The sequence below is a fragment of the Endozoicomonas sp. ISHI1 genome, assembly GCF_024606225.1.
Classification (GTDB): Bacteria; Pseudomonadota; Gammaproteobacteria; order Pseudomonadales; family Endozoicomonadaceae; genus Endozoicomonas_A.
The window spans coordinates 1-17,966 of sequence record NZ_JAGRPU010000052.1 but is presented as its reverse complement, the minus strand read 5'-3'; the positions used below and the strand labels follow the sequence as shown (position 1 = coordinate 17,966).

General features: G+C 47.8%; 11 protein-coding genes. All 11 read right to left on the bottom strand.

Annotated elements, in window-relative coordinates:
• Nucleotides 1–55: 55 nt before the first annotated feature.
• Nucleotides 56–1,069: a hypothetical protein gene (locus tag KBW69_RS21100; protein WP_257282175.1), complete on the bottom strand. Its 1,014-nt coding sequence runs from the start codon at nt 1,067–1,069 to the stop codon at nt 56–58.
• 104 nt (nt 1,070–1,173) lie between these two features.
• The gene (locus KBW69_RS21095; protein ID WP_257282174.1) at nt 1,174–2,658 is read right to left on the bottom strand and encodes a hypothetical protein; all 1,485 of its coding nucleotides are present in this window, start codon (nt 2,656–2,658) and stop codon (nt 1,174–1,176) included.
• A gap of 105 nt (nt 2,659–2,763) precedes the next feature.
• On the bottom strand, nt 2,764–4,104 hold the full coding sequence (locus KBW69_RS21090) for a hypothetical protein (RefSeq protein ID WP_257282173.1): 1,341 nt from the start codon (nt 4,102–4,104) through the stop codon (nt 2,764–2,766).
• A 642-nt stretch (nt 4,105–4,746) separates the two neighbouring features.
• A complete protein-coding gene (locus KBW69_RS21085) occupies nt 4,747–5,694 on the bottom strand; it encodes a hypothetical protein (protein ID WP_257282172.1) in 948 nt (315 codons plus the stop codon).
• A 137-nt stretch (nt 5,695–5,831) separates the two neighbouring features.
• Nucleotides 5,832–6,116: a hypothetical protein gene (locus KBW69_RS21080; protein WP_257282171.1), complete on the bottom strand. Its 285-nt coding sequence runs from the start codon at nt 6,114–6,116 to the stop codon at nt 5,832–5,834.
• 524 nt (nt 6,117–6,640) lie between these two features.
• Entirely contained in the window at nt 6,641–8,017 is a 1,377-nt protein-coding gene (locus tag KBW69_RS21075; RefSeq protein WP_257282170.1) for a hypothetical protein, read from the bottom strand.
• A 201-nt stretch (nt 8,018–8,218) separates the two neighbouring features.
• The gene (locus KBW69_RS21070) at nt 8,219–9,349 is read right to left on the bottom strand and encodes a hypothetical protein (RefSeq protein WP_257282169.1); all 1,131 of its coding nucleotides are present in this window, start codon (nt 9,347–9,349) and stop codon (nt 8,219–8,221) included.
• 182 nt (nt 9,350–9,531) lie between these two features.
• A complete protein-coding gene (gene aceF, locus KBW69_RS21065) occupies nt 9,532–11,502 on the bottom strand; it encodes a pyruvate dehydrogenase complex dihydrolipoyllysine-residue acetyltransferase (protein WP_257282168.1) in 1,971 nt (656 codons plus the stop codon).
• A gap of 19 nt (nt 11,503–11,521) precedes the next feature.
• Nucleotides 11,522–14,179: a pyruvate dehydrogenase (acetyl-transferring), homodimeric type gene (gene aceE, locus KBW69_RS21060; protein ID WP_257282167.1), complete on the bottom strand. Its 2,658-nt coding sequence runs from the start codon at nt 14,177–14,179 to the stop codon at nt 11,522–11,524.
• 758 nt (nt 14,180–14,937) lie between these two features.
• Entirely contained in the window at nt 14,938–16,566 is a 1,629-nt protein-coding gene (gene speD, locus KBW69_RS21055; protein ID WP_257282166.1) for an adenosylmethionine decarboxylase, read from the bottom strand.
• Nucleotides 16,567–16,882: 316 nt separating this feature from the next.
• Nucleotides 16,883–17,884, bottom strand: a complete 1,002-nt coding sequence (locus KBW69_RS21050) for a hypothetical protein (protein WP_257255158.1) — start codon at nt 17,882–17,884, stop codon at nt 16,883–16,885.
• Nucleotides 17,885–17,966 lie beyond the last annotated feature (82 nt).

Genomic DNA, 17,966 nt, shown 5'->3' with positions numbered 1-17,966 from the left:
TCTTGCATTGGGCCCACTGGCCATTCTTATTGGGCACCATCACGTCACAAAACAGTTACTCTGTGCCACCTCTTTTGGCCATTTCTTCGGCCGCAACAGCAGCCAATCTGAGCAGATATTCCTTCATTCGCTTCATGAAGAATATTCTTTCCGAACACACGCGAATTCTGGCCCTGCGGTTGATCAAGTTTATCTGCCGCTGCCGCTCACGAGTCAACGTTACAAAAGGCGAGCTTTGTTCAGGTACTGCTCCGGTGTAGCCTGTCGAAGTTTCTACGAGATTCAGCGACCATTTAGCAGAGCCATCGCCATCGCCATCGCCATCGCCATCGCCATCGCCATCGGATAATGGTCTGAGTTTACAAACACCATGACAGGAATCGACGTAACAATTTAAACAGAAAGTATGTTGTTGTTCAGGCCCTTCGTTACCACCGCCAGAGCCGAAATTTTCGGGTCTGGTGAGAGAGCCTTTGAATTGAGCAGTTTTTCCTGAGGCTTGCTGACCGAATGATTTTGTTGGCTCGTTTTTTTGTTGGTTTTTTTCTTGGCCATTACCCGAGAGCGTCATAGTGGTGATTGCATATGGGTCGTCCTGACTTGCTTCCAGTTTACCCATTAGACTAAACAGCGGTGAATCGGTGCTCCAATAGCTTTGTAAAAGCCAGCCGACAACGAAAAACGCTTCTATTGGTATCCATGAATAAGGTTTGATGCCCAGAGCGAAGTCATTGTTGGTCATAACCAGTTCGTAAGCAACCAGAAAATGATTGGCGTCAATCAACTGCCACGAGATCAAATCAAAAAAGCCCGTTTTTACCCAAAAACCGCCAAATCTTTGTGGTTTGTCGTCAGGCGGAAAAATTGATCCTGCAGAGCCGTCTGTTTCGGCAATGTATGATGGGTTGCCTAACATCGGCTCGTTAGGTTTTATGGAAAAGCTCCGGCCCGGAGAACCTCCATCCTGTTGAAGCTGGACAACAAAACTTCTTTTCAATGGTGCAGCCTGAGAGATGACAGACGACGAGGACAGCAGCAACAGCAGCGTCACAAAACGTAGGTGTATCAAGAACTTTATCCTTACATCCATTTTATGTTTTAACTTTCTTAGGTGGGGAAATTAGACCAGGAAAATGATAGATCAAGAGAACAAACCTCTTTTTTGTCATCGACCTACTGCCTATCAACAGACTCACTTTCTCGATGTATGCTAATGTGACGAAAGTACTCTCGAAGATCCGCGCAGACTATTCCGCATGGGTGAAGGTGGCCATTCTCACAGAACACTATTTCGTGGCATTTTCGCAGCTCGTGGAATCTTTTTTTATGACGCACCAACTCCGGGGCATTTTCGCAGCTCTGCCCACATGTGTGTGGCAGGCCATCCTCCCAGAATTCTTGCTCTTCACTGATTTGTGGTCCGGTGTGAAATCTTAATTTGTGACACCACAGGGACTGAGGATTATCCAAGACCACACCACACCGTTGCTCCTCGCCATCCGTACCGGCCACTCTCTCATCACAAGGGTGTTGCCCGGGGTAGAGAGAGGCTCTTCTCATTCTTATTCTCATTTTCATCATGTCGATTCTGTTAAGAAAGCACTCACGCCGTTCCTTGTGCTTTTCTATGTGGTACCGCACAGCTTTCGAACCCTTGCAGACCATCCCGCATGACCGCTTCCGCGCGTCCACGCCAAACACTTTTAAATCGCAGGTTAATTCCCCGACTGCCACAGCAGCCAATGGGTATGTATTCTTACAGCCATTTCCAGGGTCGGTTTTAATCGATGACCGATGGACGCTTTTCTCAGAATCACCCAGAGTTTGACCGAGATCATTCTCTCGTGGGAAAGGCAAGCCTTGCTCTGTTGTTCCTGCTGCATGGTCTGTCAAAGTTTCTAAGAAATTCAGCGCCCCTTCAGCGGGCTCAGTACTATCGGATGATGCTCGTAGTTTACAAACGCCATGACAAAAATCGATATAACAATTTATATCCAAAGTATACTGGTCATGTTGTTCAGGGCCTTCGTTACCCCCGCCAGAGCCTGAAGACAGTGGGCCGGTGATAGAGCCTGTAAGATGAGTAGTTGCCCCAGAGGCTTGCTGACCGGATGATGCTGATGACTGGTTTGGTTTGTTATTTTGTTTTTGACCTTGTCCGGAGAGCATCATTGTGGTGATCGCAAACGAGTCATTCTGACTTGCCTCCGGTTTATCCATTGGGTTCGGTGAAACGGTGTTCCAATAGTTTTTTTCTAAAAGCCAGCCGACAGCAACAATCCCTTCTGCAAATATCCACCAATAAGGTCCGCCGTCCTGAGCCGCATCTTTGATGATCCAGAAGAGTCCGTAGGTAAACAGCATATAGACAGCCCAATGCAATTGCCATGAAATGGACTCAATAGAGGTCATTTTCAGCCCATAACCGCCAAGCTTTTGTGTTTTGTCATCAGGCGGCAAAATTGATCCTGCAAAGCCGTCAGTGTCGACAATGTCTGACGGGCTGCCCGGCAATGAATTCAGGTCTCGCTTAATAGAAAGGCTCTGATTCTTCTGTTTATGCTCGACAACAAAATGTCCTGTCAACGGTTCGGCCTGACAGATCAAAGATAACGACCAATGCAGCGACAGCAGTGTCGCTGAAAGTGTTTTCTTCAAAACTCTACCCTCAAATTCATTTCGTGTTTACAAGTTGAAAAGGTAGGCCAAAAATGTGGTAGTGCAATAAAATAGACAAAAGCCTCCCTGCTGTCCGGAGAACAATTACTCATCAGAACTTGATTCCAAGAATTGCGGAAACACGATATCAACACAATAACCGTTTATAGCCGAAGAATCGTGAGAGTCGAGCATAAGCTGCTTAACACTTGATGGCCAATTGTAAAACTGGATACTTGATGGAGGCCCCATCAACGTGTAATCAGTTAATTCAACTTCAAAGCACTCTCCATTTTTATTCCTTAACTGTCTAATCCCGTCCCTGAGAACCTCGGGATCGTCTTCATATCCTTCATGCATGTCACTAAACAAATCATTCTCAATCGTGGTGCAGAGCATTTCCCCTCCCCGTCGAATAAATTCCGAAAGTACAGGACCTAAATACCCTTGTGGATAGGCTGAAACCAGTAAACAATGACTGCAATCATCAGGCAGGCACTTGTCAATATCTTTTGGGAATTCAGCTTGTTCAACAGGTAAAAAGTTAGTTAATGGTTCTTTGTCATAGCATTTAACATTAATGTCGCCCATCAAACTAAAACATTTTTCAAGAAATGCTTGCCCCGAGCCAATACCAATAACTGTTTTTGGAAAAGCGTCTTGGTAAGCGCTTTCACATAGAGAGAGCATAACAGCCAGAAATCTTTCAGGCTTTAAACGACCACAACCGGGAACCGCTATGTAGGTAAAAATGATATGGAAATATTTAGTATTATCGATCACAAGTTCACATAAAGCCTTTTTTGACTTTCTTTTTGGTTCTTGCGAATCATCCGAATGAGGTAAGGAATACAAGGTATACAAAGATACCAGTTTAGTCGCAGCAGCCTTAGTCTCTGGATCAGCAAGGCAATACGCTATATTGAGGTGGTTTAAAACACAACTGCAAGCTGCTGCTTCTAATGCTTGCCTTCGGGTGGAAGGCATATAGTCTGAGTTACCAATGAATGAGGATAATCTGAGCAAATTTTCAGCTTTCAGGAATTTTCTTTCCAGATGCCGCCGAAATTTAGCCTTGTGGGTCGTTATGCCTGTCTGCCGATGCCGCAAATGAGTCGATGGTGTGAAAAGCAAGCTTTGCTTGGATGTTGCTCCTGTATCGCCCGTAGAATTTGCTTCAGGATTCAGCGACCAATCAGCAGGCCCGTCGATATGGGATGATTGTCGAAGTTTACAAACGCCATGACAGGAATCGACGTGGCAATTTAAGCCGAGAGTATGTTGAGGTTGATCCGGCTCTTCGTTACCGCCGCCAGAGCCGAGATGCTGGAGTCTGGTGACAGAACCTGTCAGTTGCGCGGATGTTCCGGAGGCTTGCTGGCCGGATGATTCTGTTTGCTCGTTTCTTTGCTGGCTTTGTTTTTGGCTATTTCCGGGGAGCATCATAGTGGTGATTGCAAACGGGTCATCCTGACTGGCCTCCAGTTTATTTATCGGACTGAACATAGGCGAATCGGTGTTCCAATAACTTTGTAAAAGCCAGCCGACCGCAAAAAAGGCTTCTACAGGAATCCATGAATGAGGTTTGGTGCTCAGAGCACTGTCATCGGAAGTCATAACCAGTTGGTAAGCAACCAGCGCACCAGCGGCGTATATCAATTCCCACGAGATCGACTCAAAAAAGGACGTTTTTACCCTGTAACCGCCGAGTCTCTGTGGTTGGTCATTGTGCGGAAAAATTGATTCGTCATAGTTGTTTGTATCAGCAAGGTATGACGGGATGCCCAGCAATGTTTGCTGGTCTGGCTTAATAGAAAAGCTCCCTTTTGGAGAGTGTCCATCCTGATGAAGCTCAACAAAAAAGCTTCTTGTAAATGATTCGGTCTGGCAGATGGCAGACAGTGGGAACAGCAAAAACAGTGCCGCTGTGAGTAATTTTTTCAAAACTCTATCCTTACCTTCATTTTGTGTTTGTTGATTCGAAAAGGGTAGGCCTGAAAAGTGGTAATTCAAGAAGATAAGCGTCTTTTCTTTCAAAAACGAAAGATTGCATCTCTGTATAACTTTCGCTGGCGGATTGAGTTTTTTTTAATAATGGGAACTTGGTCTCGGGGATCGAGGAAAACTGATATCAGAACACAAACCGTTTAAATCCAGGGAATCAAGCATAAGCTGCTTAACACTTGATGGCCAATTGTAAAACTGGATACGTGATGGAGGCCCCATCAACGTGTAATCAGTTAATTTAACTTCAAAGCACTCTCTATTCTTCTTCCTTAACTTTTCAATCCCGTCCCAGAGAACCTCAGGATTGTCTTCATATCCTTCATGCATATCACTAAACAAACAACCCTCAACTGTGGTGCAGAGCATTTCCCCTCCGCGCCGAATAAATTCCGAAAGCACGGGACCTAAATACCCTTGTGGATAGGCTGAAACCAGTAAACTATGACTGCAATCATCAGGCAGGCACTTGTCAATATCTTTTGGGAACTTAGCTTTTTCAACAGGTAAAAAGTTAGTTAATGGTTTTTTGTCATAGCATTTCACATCAACGTCTCCCATCAAACTAAAACATTTTTCAAGAAATGCTTGCCCCGAACCAATACCGATAACTGTTTTTGGAAAAGCGCCTTGATAAGCGCCTTCGCATAGAGAGAGCATAACAGCCAGAAATCTTTCAGGCTTTAAACGACCACAACCGGGGACCGCTATATAGGGAAAAATGATATTGAAACGCTCAATATGATTTATTACAAATGCACATAAAGCCTTTTTTGACTCTCTTTTTGGTTCTTGCGAATCATCAGAATAAGGTATGGAATACAAGGTATGCAAAGCTGCCATGTTAATCGCAGCTTCCTGACTCGCTGGATCAGTAAGACAATTCGCTATTTGGGGACAGTTTGAAATAAAAGTGGAAGCTGCTGCCTCTATTTCTTGCCTGGAGGGAAGCAGAAGGGCTGAGTTACCGGTGGATGATCTTTGCAGTGATTTGAGCGTATTTCCATCGTTCGATCGCTTAGTGACGGACATTCTTTCCTGATGCCGCAGATTCTGAGCCACCCGGACCATCAGGCCTATCTGCCGCTGCCGCAAAAGAGTCAATCGTGTGAAAAGCAGGCTTTGTTCGGATGCTGCTCCTGTGTTGCCTGTCGAATTTGCTACAGGATTCAGCGACCATTCAGCAGGCTCTTCGCTATGGGATGATGGTCGAAGTTTACAAACGCCATGACAGGAATCGACGTAACAATCCAAGCCGAGAGTATGTTGAGGTTGTTCCGGCTCTTCGTTACCGCCGCCAGAGCCGGAATGCCGGGGTCTTTTGACAGAGCCTGTGATTTGGGCGGATGTTCCAGAGGCTTGCCGACCGGATGATTCTGTTTGCTCGTTTTTTTGCTGTCTTTGTTTTTTGCCATTTCCGGGGAGCACCATAGTAGTGATTGCAAACGTGTCATCCTGACTGGCCTCCAGTTTATTTGTTGGACTGAACATGGGTGAATCGGTGTTCCAATAACTTTGTAAAAGCCAGCCGACCGCTAAAAAGGCTTCTACGGGTATCCATGAATGAGCTTTGGTGCTCAGAGCACTGTCATGGGAAGTCATAACCAGTTGGTAAGCAACCAGCGAACCAGCGGCGTATATCAATTCCCACGATATCGACTCAGAAAAGGACGTTCTTAACCCGAAGCCCCCGAGTCTGCGTGGTTGGTCATCATGCGGAAAAATTGATTCGGCGTAGCTGTTTGTATCGGCAAGGTATGACGAGGTGCCTGGCAATGTTTGCTGGTCTCGCTTAATAGCAAAGCTCCCTTTTGGCGAGTTTCCATCCTGATGAAGCTCAACAAAAAAACTTCTTGTAAACGATTCGGTCTGGCAGATGGCAGACAGAGGGAACAGCAAAAACAGTGCCGCTGTGAGTATTTTTTTCAAAACTCTATGCCCTCTGAATAGCGTGATTTGAGTCTGGTTGGAAGCCGAATCACTTTCTATCTTCTGGAAGATACAGGTGATCGATATGGTCATCATTCGGCTTCGTACCATTAAGCTTGGTGTCTGTAATAGTTTTTGTGTGAATATACACCTTGTGAAGCAATAGCATTGGAGCATTTTTGAAGAGTATCCTGCATGGCTGCGCCTCGCCATCTTGCCCGACCACTGTCTCGTCACAGGCTACCTGCTCATGAAAAGCTCTTTTGTGAAAAGCCAGTTCTTCAGCATTTTTGAAGGCCGAACGGCATCGATGCTGTCGGCCATCCTCCCAGTACTCTGTCTCGTCACAAACTATTAGCTGGCTTTTGTCATAAACTTGCAGCCCGGTGTAGCCTCTCTTTTTATACCTATCGTCCGATGTGCGATCACTTGGCCGCCTCTGGCTATCTACCCAACCCACTGACTCGTAACAATTTTGTTCCCCGGTTCTATTGGGTGTCTCTGCACCCACTGCATCTAGAGGGGGGCAGCCAGTTGTTGTATTGGTTTGATTGATAAAGCAATCAGGAGAGCGGTGTTCAGGGGAAACATCAGGGACATTAACAGAGAGGGAATTATGGAGACCAACCGATGTGTCAAGATAAATCGCTCCGGGGATATCGGGGGGTGGGCTTTGTTCAGTTGCTGCTCCTGTACAGTCTGTCGAATTTCCTGGGGAGTTCAGCGCCCATTCAACTGGCTGTTGGCCATCGGATAATAGCGCAAGTACACAATAGCCATGACAGGGAGGGGCATAACAATTTAAACCAAAAGTATGCTGGTGTCGTTCCGGGGCACCGTTACCGCCGCTGGAGCCGGAAGACAGGCGATGGGTGAAAGTGCCTGTATGACGAGTGGTTGTTGGAACCTGCTGACCAGATGATGCCGTTGGCTGGCTTTGTTGGCCACTTTGTTGTTTGTTTTGTCCGGAGAGCATCGTAGTAGTGAACGCAAACGGCTGATGCTGATTTGCCACCCGTTGACCCACCGGGTTAAACAGCGATGAACCGGGGTTCCAATAGCTTTTCATAAGCAAGCCAACAGCGATAAAGGCTTCTACAGGTACCCATGAATAAGGTTTGGCACTCAGAGCAGCATCATGCGTGGTCATAAACAGTTCGTAGGCAACCAGCAGAGGAGTGGTGCAAATCAATTGCCACGAAGTCGACTCGATAAAGGTTGCTTCTACCCAATAACCACCTGGTCTGTGTGGTTTGTGATAAGGCGGCCCAATTGATTGTGCATAGTCGTTTGTGTCTGCGATGTCTGAAGGGATGCCCAACACCAAATTCAGGTCGCGCTTAATAAAAAAGCTCTGGTGTGACTGTTTGTGCTCGACTACAAAACGTCTTGCCAACAGCTCGGCCTGGCAGATGACAGATGACATCAAAAGCACCAACAGCAATGCCGGAGAGGGCACTTGCTTCACTGTTATACCTATGAATTCCAGTCTGCAAAGATGAAGGATAAACACGGAAAACTCTAGATCAAGAAAGTGATAGTTCAAGAAAACAAGCGTGTTTTTCTGTCAAAAACCAAAGGTTACACCGGTTAAAAAAAGCCTGCTGTTGGGCATGTTACCCGGCCACTATCTTTCACAGCTTTCTTCGCTTGTTTCATCCCTTGTAAGGGCTGCAGCTGCACCCATTGAGTTTAGCGTTTTACGGCTATTTGTTGAGTTGATACCAATGCCTTGAGTGTCAGGAAAATCATTGAGGGGTTCGGCAGGGGGATCATTAAATGCGTTGAAACCATCAGGGAAATAGATAGAAGTATCAATCGTGCCGAAACCATCAGGGAGATAAATAGAAGGATCAATCGTACCGAAATCAGAAACATGATCAATAGGGGGGTCAATCAATGTGTCGAGATAAGTCGTTATAAAGTCGTCTTGATCGTGGTGTTGTTCATATTGAAGCTCAGGTGGACAAGCATCATGAAGAGTGTGGCCTGTCGAATTACCTGCGGAATTCAACGGCCATTCAGCTGACTCTCTGTTGGATAAATGTCGGAATCTACAAACACCATTGCAGAGATGGACGAAACAATTCAGACCCAATGTATGTTGGTGTTGTTCAGAATCTTCATTACTGCCACCAGAGCCGGAATACAGGGAACCAGTGTAAGAGCCTATACGGTTGGAGGTAGCCTGTGGGACTTGCTGAACGGATGATCCTGATGGCTGATTTTGTTTCATATTTCCAGAGCCAATCATCGCAGTGGTGATCGTAAACGGGTAATCCTGACTCGACTTCAGTGGTTCCAACGGTTTAAACAGCAATGAATCGGGGTGCCAATAGCTTTTCAAAAGCCATCCGACAGCGACAAACGCTTCTACAGGTATCCATGAATAAGGTTTGCCACTCAGGGCGGCGTCATTGCTGGTCATAACCAGTTCGTAAGCAACCGGAAAATGGGTAGCGTAAAGCAATTGCCACGAGATTGACTCAATAAAGGACGTTTTTAACCTGTAACTGACAAGTCTGTGTGATTTATTATCAGGCGGCGATATCGGTGCAACATAGTCGTTTGTGTCCGTGCTGTATGACGGGTTGCCCAACAATGCATGTTGGCCAAACCTTACAGAAAAAATCCCATTTGGAGAACCTCCATTCTGTTCAAGTTCAACGACGAAACTTCTTGTCAATGGTTCGGCCTGACAGACGACAGACAACGAAAGAAACAGCGATATCAGTGCCAAAGAGAATGAGTTTTTCATTACATTCCAGTCTGTAGTTTGTAGCGTTTAGTCTTTATTTTTTAGAGAGGAAAGATAGATCAAGAAATCGGTAGATCAAGAAAACAAGCTATTGTTCTTTCAACACAAAGGGTTTTAACGAGTAAAAAAAACCCGCTACTGCAAAACAGCCACGGGCTTTTTTATTTACCGAAATCCAAAAATCACAGAAGCAAACGACGAATGTCTGACAATAGATTAGCCAGCAGGGTGGTAAAGCGGGCGGCATCAGCACCATTGACCACACGGTGATCGTATGACAGTGACAGTGGACACATTAGACGTGCATCAAAGTCCTTGCCGTTCCAGACAGGTTTCATGGAAGCCTTGGAGATCCCCAGAATAGCCACTTCGGGCGCATTCACGATGGGGGTAAAGGCCGTACCACCGACAGAACCCAGGCTGGAGATGGTAAAGCAGCCACCCTGCATTTCGGCTGGTTTCAATTTCTTGTCGCGGGCCTTGCCAGCCAGCTCGATGCACTCTCTTGAAAGATCCCAGATACCTTTCTGGTCAACATTCTTGATGACAGGAACCAGAAGGCCGTCAGGAGTGTCCACTGCGACACCAATGTTGATGTACTTCTTGTAGATAACCGACTCGCCATCTTCGCTGAGAGAAGAGCAAAATACAGGCATCTCTTTGAGTACGTAAGCCACAGCCTTGAGGAAGAAAGGCAGTGGAGTCAGCTTGGTGCCCCGGGCTTCCGCCAGCACCTTGTTAGCCTTACGGAAAGCTTCCAGTTCAGTAATATCGGCTTCATCAAACTGAGTAACGTGAGGCACGTTCAACCAGGAGCGCTGGAAGTTCTGAGCCGCGACCTTGCGCAGACGATTCAGAGCTACTTCTTCGATTTCACCCCATTTGGCGTAATCCTGGGCAGGCACCGGTGGAATGCCGCCACCACCTGTGGCGGCCGCTACCTGAGGCTTGTCAGCTTCAGCCAGCTTAGCTTTAACGTAAGCCTGAACATCTTCTTTCAGGATACGGCTGCGCGGGCCTGTGCCTTTTACCCGTTCAAGGGTAACACCAAATTCACGGGCAAGCCTCCGAACCGCTGGACCTGCGTGGAAATTGCGATTGACTTTTTCCAGCTCGACCAGTTTGTGACCAGAAGCCCCAGCGGCGGGTGCTGGCGCCTTGTCCGTCGCAGGAGTCGGTGCGACTGGCGCGGAAGCCTGTGGCACGGGAGCAGTCGGAGCGGGTGCTGCAACACCGCCCTGAGTCTCAATCCTGACAATCAGGTTGCCCTGACTCAGCTTGTCACCTTCTTTGACGCAGATCTCTTTGATAACACCGGCAAAAGGAGAGGGTACGTCCATACTCGCTTTGTCAGATTCCAGAACAATCAGGGAATCTTCTTCAGCAACTTCATCACCCTCAGCTACACAAATTTCGATGACGGGAACGTTTTCGGCACCAATGTCAGGTACCGTCACTTCATTAATACCACCTGCAACAGGCGTAGCTACGGGAACCGGTGCGACAGCTGGAGCTGGAGCGGCTGTCTGAGGCACTTCAGTCTGAAGTGCCGGAACGGGAGCAGCACCAGTGGTGGTTTCAACTTTTACCACCAGGTCGCCCTGACTCAGCTTGTCACCTTCTTTAACACAGATCTCTTTGACAACACCGGCAAAAGGAGAAGGTACGTCCATGCTCGCTTTGTCAGATTCGAGAACAATCAGAGAATCTTCTTCAGAAATCTCATCACCAACGGCTACACAGATTTCGATGACCGGAACGTCTTCTGCACCAATATCGGGAACAGTCACTTCCTGAATGCTGCTGGCTGCAGGCGCTGCCGGAGGGGTAGCAGACTCTGATTGTAGCGCAGGCGCTGGCTGTGCAGCGGGCTCTGGCGCTGCTTCGACGGCAGCATCAGAGCCTTCACGGACTGCGGCGGTTGCCGCCATTTTCAGCATGTCATCACCTTCAGACACACTGTCGCCTACCTTCAGCAGGATCTCGGAGATCTTGCCGTCACGTGGTGCTGGCACTTCCATTGATGCCTTGTCTGATTCCAGAACAATCAGGGAGTCATCGGCAGAAACGGCATCACCAGGTGCAACGCAGATTTCAATAACCTCTGCACTGCCACTGCCGATATCGGGGATCTTGATTATTTCATCGCTCATTCGGGATAACCTTATGAAATCAGCAGTACAGTGGGTTAGCTTTATCGCCGTCGATGTTGAACTTTTTCATCGCGTCTTTCAGCACAGACACTTCCAGTTCACCGTCTTTTACCAGACCGTAGAGGGCAGCAATAACAACGAAGTATCGATCCACTTCAAAGAACTCACGCAACTTTTCGCGGGTATCGGAACGACCAAAGCCATCGGTACCCAGGGCGATGAACGTGCCTGGTACGAATTCACGAATCTGGTCAGCGTAAATCTTCATGTAGTCAGAGGCAGCAACAACCGGCCCCTTGCGACCAGACAGTTGCACTTCGACCCAGCCTGCCTGCTTTTCGGAATCAGGGTTCAGCATGTTGTGACGAGCTGCCGCCATACCATCACGACGCAGTTCGTTGAAGCTTGTAGCGCTCCAGATATCAGACTCAACACCGAAGTCCTTACGCAGGATGTCGGCCGCTGCACGTACTTCCTCAAGAATAGTGCCACATCCCATCAGCTGTACTTTCAAGCCGTCGTTGACGGTGTTTTCCCCGAAGCAGTACAGACCTTTCACGATGCCTTCAATAACGCTATCGCCTTCAGGCATGGCTGGCATCTTGTAGCTGTCGTTCATGGTGGTGATGTAATACCACACGTTTTCGTTGTCGCCGTACATACGACGAAGGCCGTCCTGAACAATGACCGCCAGCTCATAGCCGTAAGTTGGGTCATAGCTGATGCAGTTAGGAACGGTGGAAGCCAGGATGTGGCTGTGTCCGTCCTGATGCTGCAGACCTTCACCATTCAGGGAGGTACGACCGGAAGTAGCACCGATCAGGAAACCACGAGCCTGCATGTCTCCTGAAGCCCAGGCCAGATCGCCGGTACGCTGGAAACCAAACATGGAGTAGAAAGCATAGAAAGGAATCATCGGTACGTTATTGTTACTGTAGGACGTAGCAGCCGCAATCCAGGCAGCGTGGGCACCGGCTTCGTTAATGCCTTCTTCCAGAATCTGACCCTGTTTGGACTCCTTGTAGAACATGACCTGGTCAGAGTCCACTGGCTCATACATCTGACCTTCTGCAGAGTAAATACCCAGCTGACGGAACATACCTTCCATACCGAAAGTCCGTGCTTCGTCAGGAATGATTGGTACGATGTGCTTGCCGACTTTCTTGTCTTTCGCCAGCGCAGCCAAAACACGTACGTAGGCCATGGTGGTTGAGATTTCACGCTCACCACTGCCTTTGAGAACGGCGTCGAAGGCACTCAGCCCAGGAATCTCCAACTGTATATCTGACTGCTCGCGACGCTGAGGAATGAAGCCGCCCAGTTTCTCACGATGCTTGCGCATGTAGACCATTTCAGGGCTGTCTTCAGCGGGCTTGAAGTATGGCAGACTGGCCAGATCTTCATCTTTGATCGGCAGGTCGAAACGGTCACGGAACTGTTTCAGATCATTGATTGGCAGTTTTTTAACGTTGTGGCTGACGTTAGATGCTTCACCCGTCGTACCGGTACCGTAACCTTTTACGGTCTTGGCCAGAATAACCGTTGGCTTGTCGGTGGTGTTTACAGCAGCGTGATAAGCAGCGTAAACCTTGTAGGGATCATGACCGCCGCGGTTCAGACGCCAGATGTCATCGTCAGACAGGTGCTCAACCATCTTTTTGGTTTCAGGGTAACGACCGAAGAAGTGTTCACGTGTCCAGGCACCGCCCTTGGCTTTACAGTTCTGATAGTCGCCATCGACGGCTTCGTCCATCAACTTCTGTAACATGCCGTCTTTGTCCCGGGCAAACAGCTGATCCCAGTGGCGACCCCAGGTCACCTTGATCACGTTCCAGCCAGCGCCGCGGAATACACCTTCGAGCTCCTGCATGATTTTGCCGTTGCCACGAACAGGCCCGTCCAGACGCTGCAGGTTGCAATTCACCACAAAGATGAGGTTGTCCAGCTTTTCACGACCCGCCAGAGAGATAGCACCGGTGGATTCAGGCTCGTCCATTTCACCGTCACCCAGGAAAGCCCAGACCTTACGGTTCTGCTCCGGAGCCATACCACGGTTGATCAGGTACTTCATGAAGCGAGCCTGGTATATGGCCTGCAGCGGACCCAGACCCATGGATACGGTGGGGAACTGCCAGAAGTCAGGCATCAGGTGCGGGTGAGGATAGGAAGAAAGACCCTTGCCTTCGACTTCTTGTCGGAAACCGTCCAGCTGATCTTCACTCAGACGACCTTCGAGGTAAGCACGGGAATAAATACCCGGAGCCGTGTGTCCCTGATAGTAAACCAGATCGCCTTCACGGTTGTTGTTGTAACCATGGAAGAAATAGTTGTAGCCGATATCATACAAAGTTGCACTGGAGGCGAACGAAGAAATGTGGCCACCCAGAGAGCTGTCTTTCTGATTAGCACGCATGACCATTGCCAGCGCGTTCCAACGGACCAGGGAACGGATTCTGCGTTCCATGAACAGGTCACCCGGCATTCTCGCTTCTTTCTCAGGCGGAATGGTGTTGCGATAAGGGGTAGTAATCGCATAGGGCAGCTGTGTGCCTTTCGCTCTGGCATGCTGGGAAAGGCGGGTCATCAGGTAATGTGCCCGGTCTTCCCCTTCTTTTTCCAGTACGGAATCCAGGGCTTCCAGCCACTCCCGGGTTTCGATGGGATCAATGTCATGCATATAGTTTGCTCCGAGAATTGAGCGCTGTAACCAGTTCTAAAAAAAGCATCTGTGAAGGGGTCATCAGCCACTGATGCATCTTTCCATTTCGATTATCCGGACAACAGTACACTGAAGCTACAATCAGCCTTGTGCGAATAAACCGCTTCAACCCGGGATGAACAACCTCACTCTTAATGGGCGGTTATTCTTCGTTGTACCAGTGAAATTCTGACTGTCAGGATAGTCGAGGCTTACCTCTGAAGGACTGCTTTTTCAGCCCGTACCACCAGTCGAAACCAATGATCAAACGACGTGAGCCTCAGGAGCCGGGACAAGGACAAATAACTTGAGGGCTATCCCTGTCATGGCTAACTGTTATCTAACGAAAATTCTGCCCTGCCTGAACTTTAGGTTCAACCACCCTGCCATCAGGCTTCCAGCCGGATGTTCGGCTTCTGATGGACATTAAATTGGGTGCGGAGAGGCAGAGTTTAAAACTTCAGAAAATTGATTTCGATCAATTTTGTAATTGAACTACAAGATAAGCAAAATCCGCAATGAGTACCAGTACTTAGGTACAGTAAAGTTACAGAAATACATCAAAAGCCGCTACATCGTCACACATATTTATAAAATTCCTTTGACACATTTGCCAATAAACAAGAAAAAACACTGGTAGCGTATACCTCGATAGCAATTTCCGCCCTGACTTTTACACCGTCTTTGCGAAAAGAACCGCCGAAATTCATAGTCAGATCCACTGGATGATAAAACGCTTACTCGCTTTCGCTGAACACCGCACCGCGCAGATGCTCCTTCGTATAAACCGAGTCAGGGTTAAAGGCGGCCTTTAATACCGGAACCGCTAATTCTGGCTGAGAATCACCACACACAAAGATATCGAACGCCGCGAAGTTCCTCTCTGGCCAGGTGTGCACACTGATATGTGATTCAGCCAATACTGCAACGCCGGAAATGCCGCCATTGGGCTCGAAGCGATGAAGGTGGATATGCAACAAAGTAGCACCCGCCTTTTCGACGGCATCGCGCATCGCTTCTTCCATCGTAGTGGGGTCATCCAGCTTTTCAGCTCCCCAAAAGTCGAGGAGCAAATGCGTGCCCGCAAAAACTACCCCGTCACGGGTAATAAAGTGATCAAGCTGGTCTTCGTCAGTAGCGATGGACGTTTGGCCGTGGGTGGGCCAACGCTCATCCTGCGCGATGGAAAAAGCTAATTCAGCAACAGATCCTTGAGTCACGGAAGATGTCGCTATCAAATTACCGGGTTGATATAGATCTGATGAACGTCCCGGTAAACCTGCCCCCTCTAATGGAGTGCGTCCTGATGGAGGGTGTTCTGACCTTCCTCTCAAGCCACTGATGCATTTCGGTAATAAATGGAAAGCCGGAAGACCCAAACCCAATGCAGCCGCTAACACCTGACTGGTGTGTCTTAACCAGGCCTGCTTGATACGATTTGAAAGGTGGAACCAGGTTCGGGTAATCACTTGATCCAACATTGTCAGGCCAGCACCTACGCCTACTTTTTCCCATGTGGTTAAGTTGTCTAATTCTTTTAAACTTTTTAATCCTGTTTTTTCAGCATTATTTATAACCGGAGCGTCTGTGTCATCTGCATCAGGAATCAGTGCGGGTGATGAACTGAAGGGATCCGTGACCACCCTGACATTGTCTGCAACAAAAATACCCGCGCCCCTCAGATCCATAATACCTGTCGGTCGATGATGCTGCGTGGTCGAGGTTGTATCGGGCTGTTCCGAGGTGGCTTTTGCTGTTGAACCGCTCGTATCCAGAGGGTATCTGGAATCAATTTCGATATTCGCCAGATAATAGACAGAATCATTATGGGGTGCCGACATCACAAAGTGATTCTGTGGACTTCGCTCAATCACAAATTCTGGCAGAATATCTGCTCTGTTCCCCACAAAAGCCGAGTTGTCCGGCAGATGAAAACTGTTGATTCTTCTGCGATCGCCACTGATGAATTCCGACGGCAATTCGTAGACAGCCGCTTGTCCCTTGCCGGGCGATCGCTCTGCATCAAAGATAAACAACGTTGGTTGTATCGTTTCAAAAATCTCATACCCCAGCTTTTGTGTTGTCGCGGATATTTTTATTATCTTGACGGTTTCAGGAATGGGCTCAGACATTGAGTAAGATGTTGACGGAGATACCTGATGGTTCTTTTCCCTGATAAGCGCCTTAAAAACAGGTAAATGCCGACTGCAGACATCCCTATCGATATTCCGGGTTAATTCGGAACAACTTGAAACCTCTTTATAAATAGAACCTACTGTTGAGCCACCTGAAGAGAAAGCATAACAAGAGAAGGCATAGATTGCTGACAATAGCGTAGCCCCTGACCCTGATCTGGAAATGTTCATAACGACACTCTGTCTAATTTTTAAATGTTAAAGCAGAAGCATCCTTACCGTAGCCGTCCATTTTAAGGCCGTTCTTTATCCTAGCAGCCTGTCGGACTTAAGGCTGTCCTAATGCGGTTGCAATAAATTGGTCTAAAAATTCCTGCTTCTTCGTCAAATAGCTCGCTATTCTCCCCAGAAGCAGAAATTTTTATCCTCAATTTCTTGCAATCCTCGCTACGGACGCTTAAGTCCGACAGGCTGCTAGACCGGATATTTCACAAATAAAGGGAAAGTCCTCTTCAACAGGAAATAAGCTTATTGACAAGTATTGTTTTCAGTCTGATATTGGCGTACTGTCCTGCCATGAGCTGACACCCCGAACCCGACTTTGATCCGCCTTGATGCCAGTTAATGGAAAAGCAACTTTCTGCTTCCAGCTGGTGCCTGTATTAAAGCGGATGTTCAGCGGCTTAGCAGGATCAAGATTACCCGCAATCTGCTCTCTTTCTTTCAAACGACATAACATCTTCAAGGAAGCGATCTCATCATTGCCAGTTATGGAAAATTGTTTGACATCATAGTTTGGAGTAGTGCGCGGATGATTGAATGATTTGCTGACTGCGCTAGTATATCTACTGAATACAACATAGTGCGGACAAACTGAATCAGCCATGATCGGGTGCTGTGGTCTGGTCACCGCCACCAGACTGTTCTCCATTATCAAAGTATGTGTCAACTCATTATTCCCGGCGTCTTCTGTCCCTCTGATACTGTCCATGATAAAAGCACTAAAACCACCTGGGCATTTAAGAGTGCCAATGGGCTCTGTTAACTCCATATCCCAGTCGATTTTTATGCATCCACGACTGCTGGTTTCAATGCCGACTAATTCACAGACCTTATCACAATGGTACATTGCCACGAATTGAAAAATGTCCAGAACATCATGAAACTGAACATAACGCCTTATCCTGCCATCGTTATAATAATGACCTTCGAGTGTGCAAAAACGCGCATCCACTTCCACATAAAATTGACCTTCCATGCTTTTATTCTGGGTAATTTTCATACCAGCTACTCTGCCCTCACTTAGCAGCTTTGACACATCCAGGACACGTACATTTTCAAATGACTGTTCCAACTGCCTGACCTGTGCAGCCACTGTTTCATTGATCAGGTCGTTATTTATCAGAATGACGGCAGCGCGGGACTTTTCGATAACGCAGTTATTACTGAAAATGCGAATGGACTCATCATCAATGCTTGCCTTTTGATCCAGACAATAAAACTGTTGACATCCTCTCGCCCCTGAAGGAGCGAGATTCCCGTTAGTCACCTAACAGGCTTCCTGTTTCAACACGCCTTCCCTAGATGGTTGCTTACGCAGCCATCCCCGTTCCAGTCGCTCCACAGGCTAA

Coding starts and splice junctions, on each gene's coding strand:
- KBW69_RS21085 (WP_257282172.1), bottom strand. CDS start 5,694: ATGTCCGTCACTAAGCGATCGAACGATGGAAATACGCTCAAATCACTG.
- KBW69_RS21090 (WP_257282173.1), bottom strand. CDS start 4,104: ATGATGCTCCCCGGAAATAGCCAAAAACAAAGCCAGCAAAGAAACGAG.
- KBW69_RS21080 (WP_257282171.1), bottom strand. CDS start 6,116: ATGACACGTTTGCAATCACTACTATGGTGCTCCCCGGAAATGGCAAAA.
- aceE (WP_257282167.1), bottom strand. CDS start 14,179: ATGCATGACATTGATCCCATCGAAACCCGGGAGTGGCTGGAAGCCCTG.
- speD (WP_257282166.1), bottom strand. CDS start 16,566: ATGAACATTTCCAGATCAGGGTCAGGGGCTACGCTATTGTCAGCAATC.
- KBW69_RS21075 (WP_257282170.1), bottom strand. CDS start 8,017: ATGTCATCTGTCATCTGCCAGGCCGAGCTGTTGGCAAGACGTTTTGTA.
- aceF (WP_257282168.1), bottom strand. CDS start 11,502: ATGAGCGATGAAATAATCAAGATCCCCGATATCGGCAGTGGCAGTGCA.
- KBW69_RS21070 (WP_257282169.1), bottom strand. CDS start 9,349: ATGAAAAACTCATTCTCTTTGGCACTGATATCGCTGTTTCTTTCGTTG.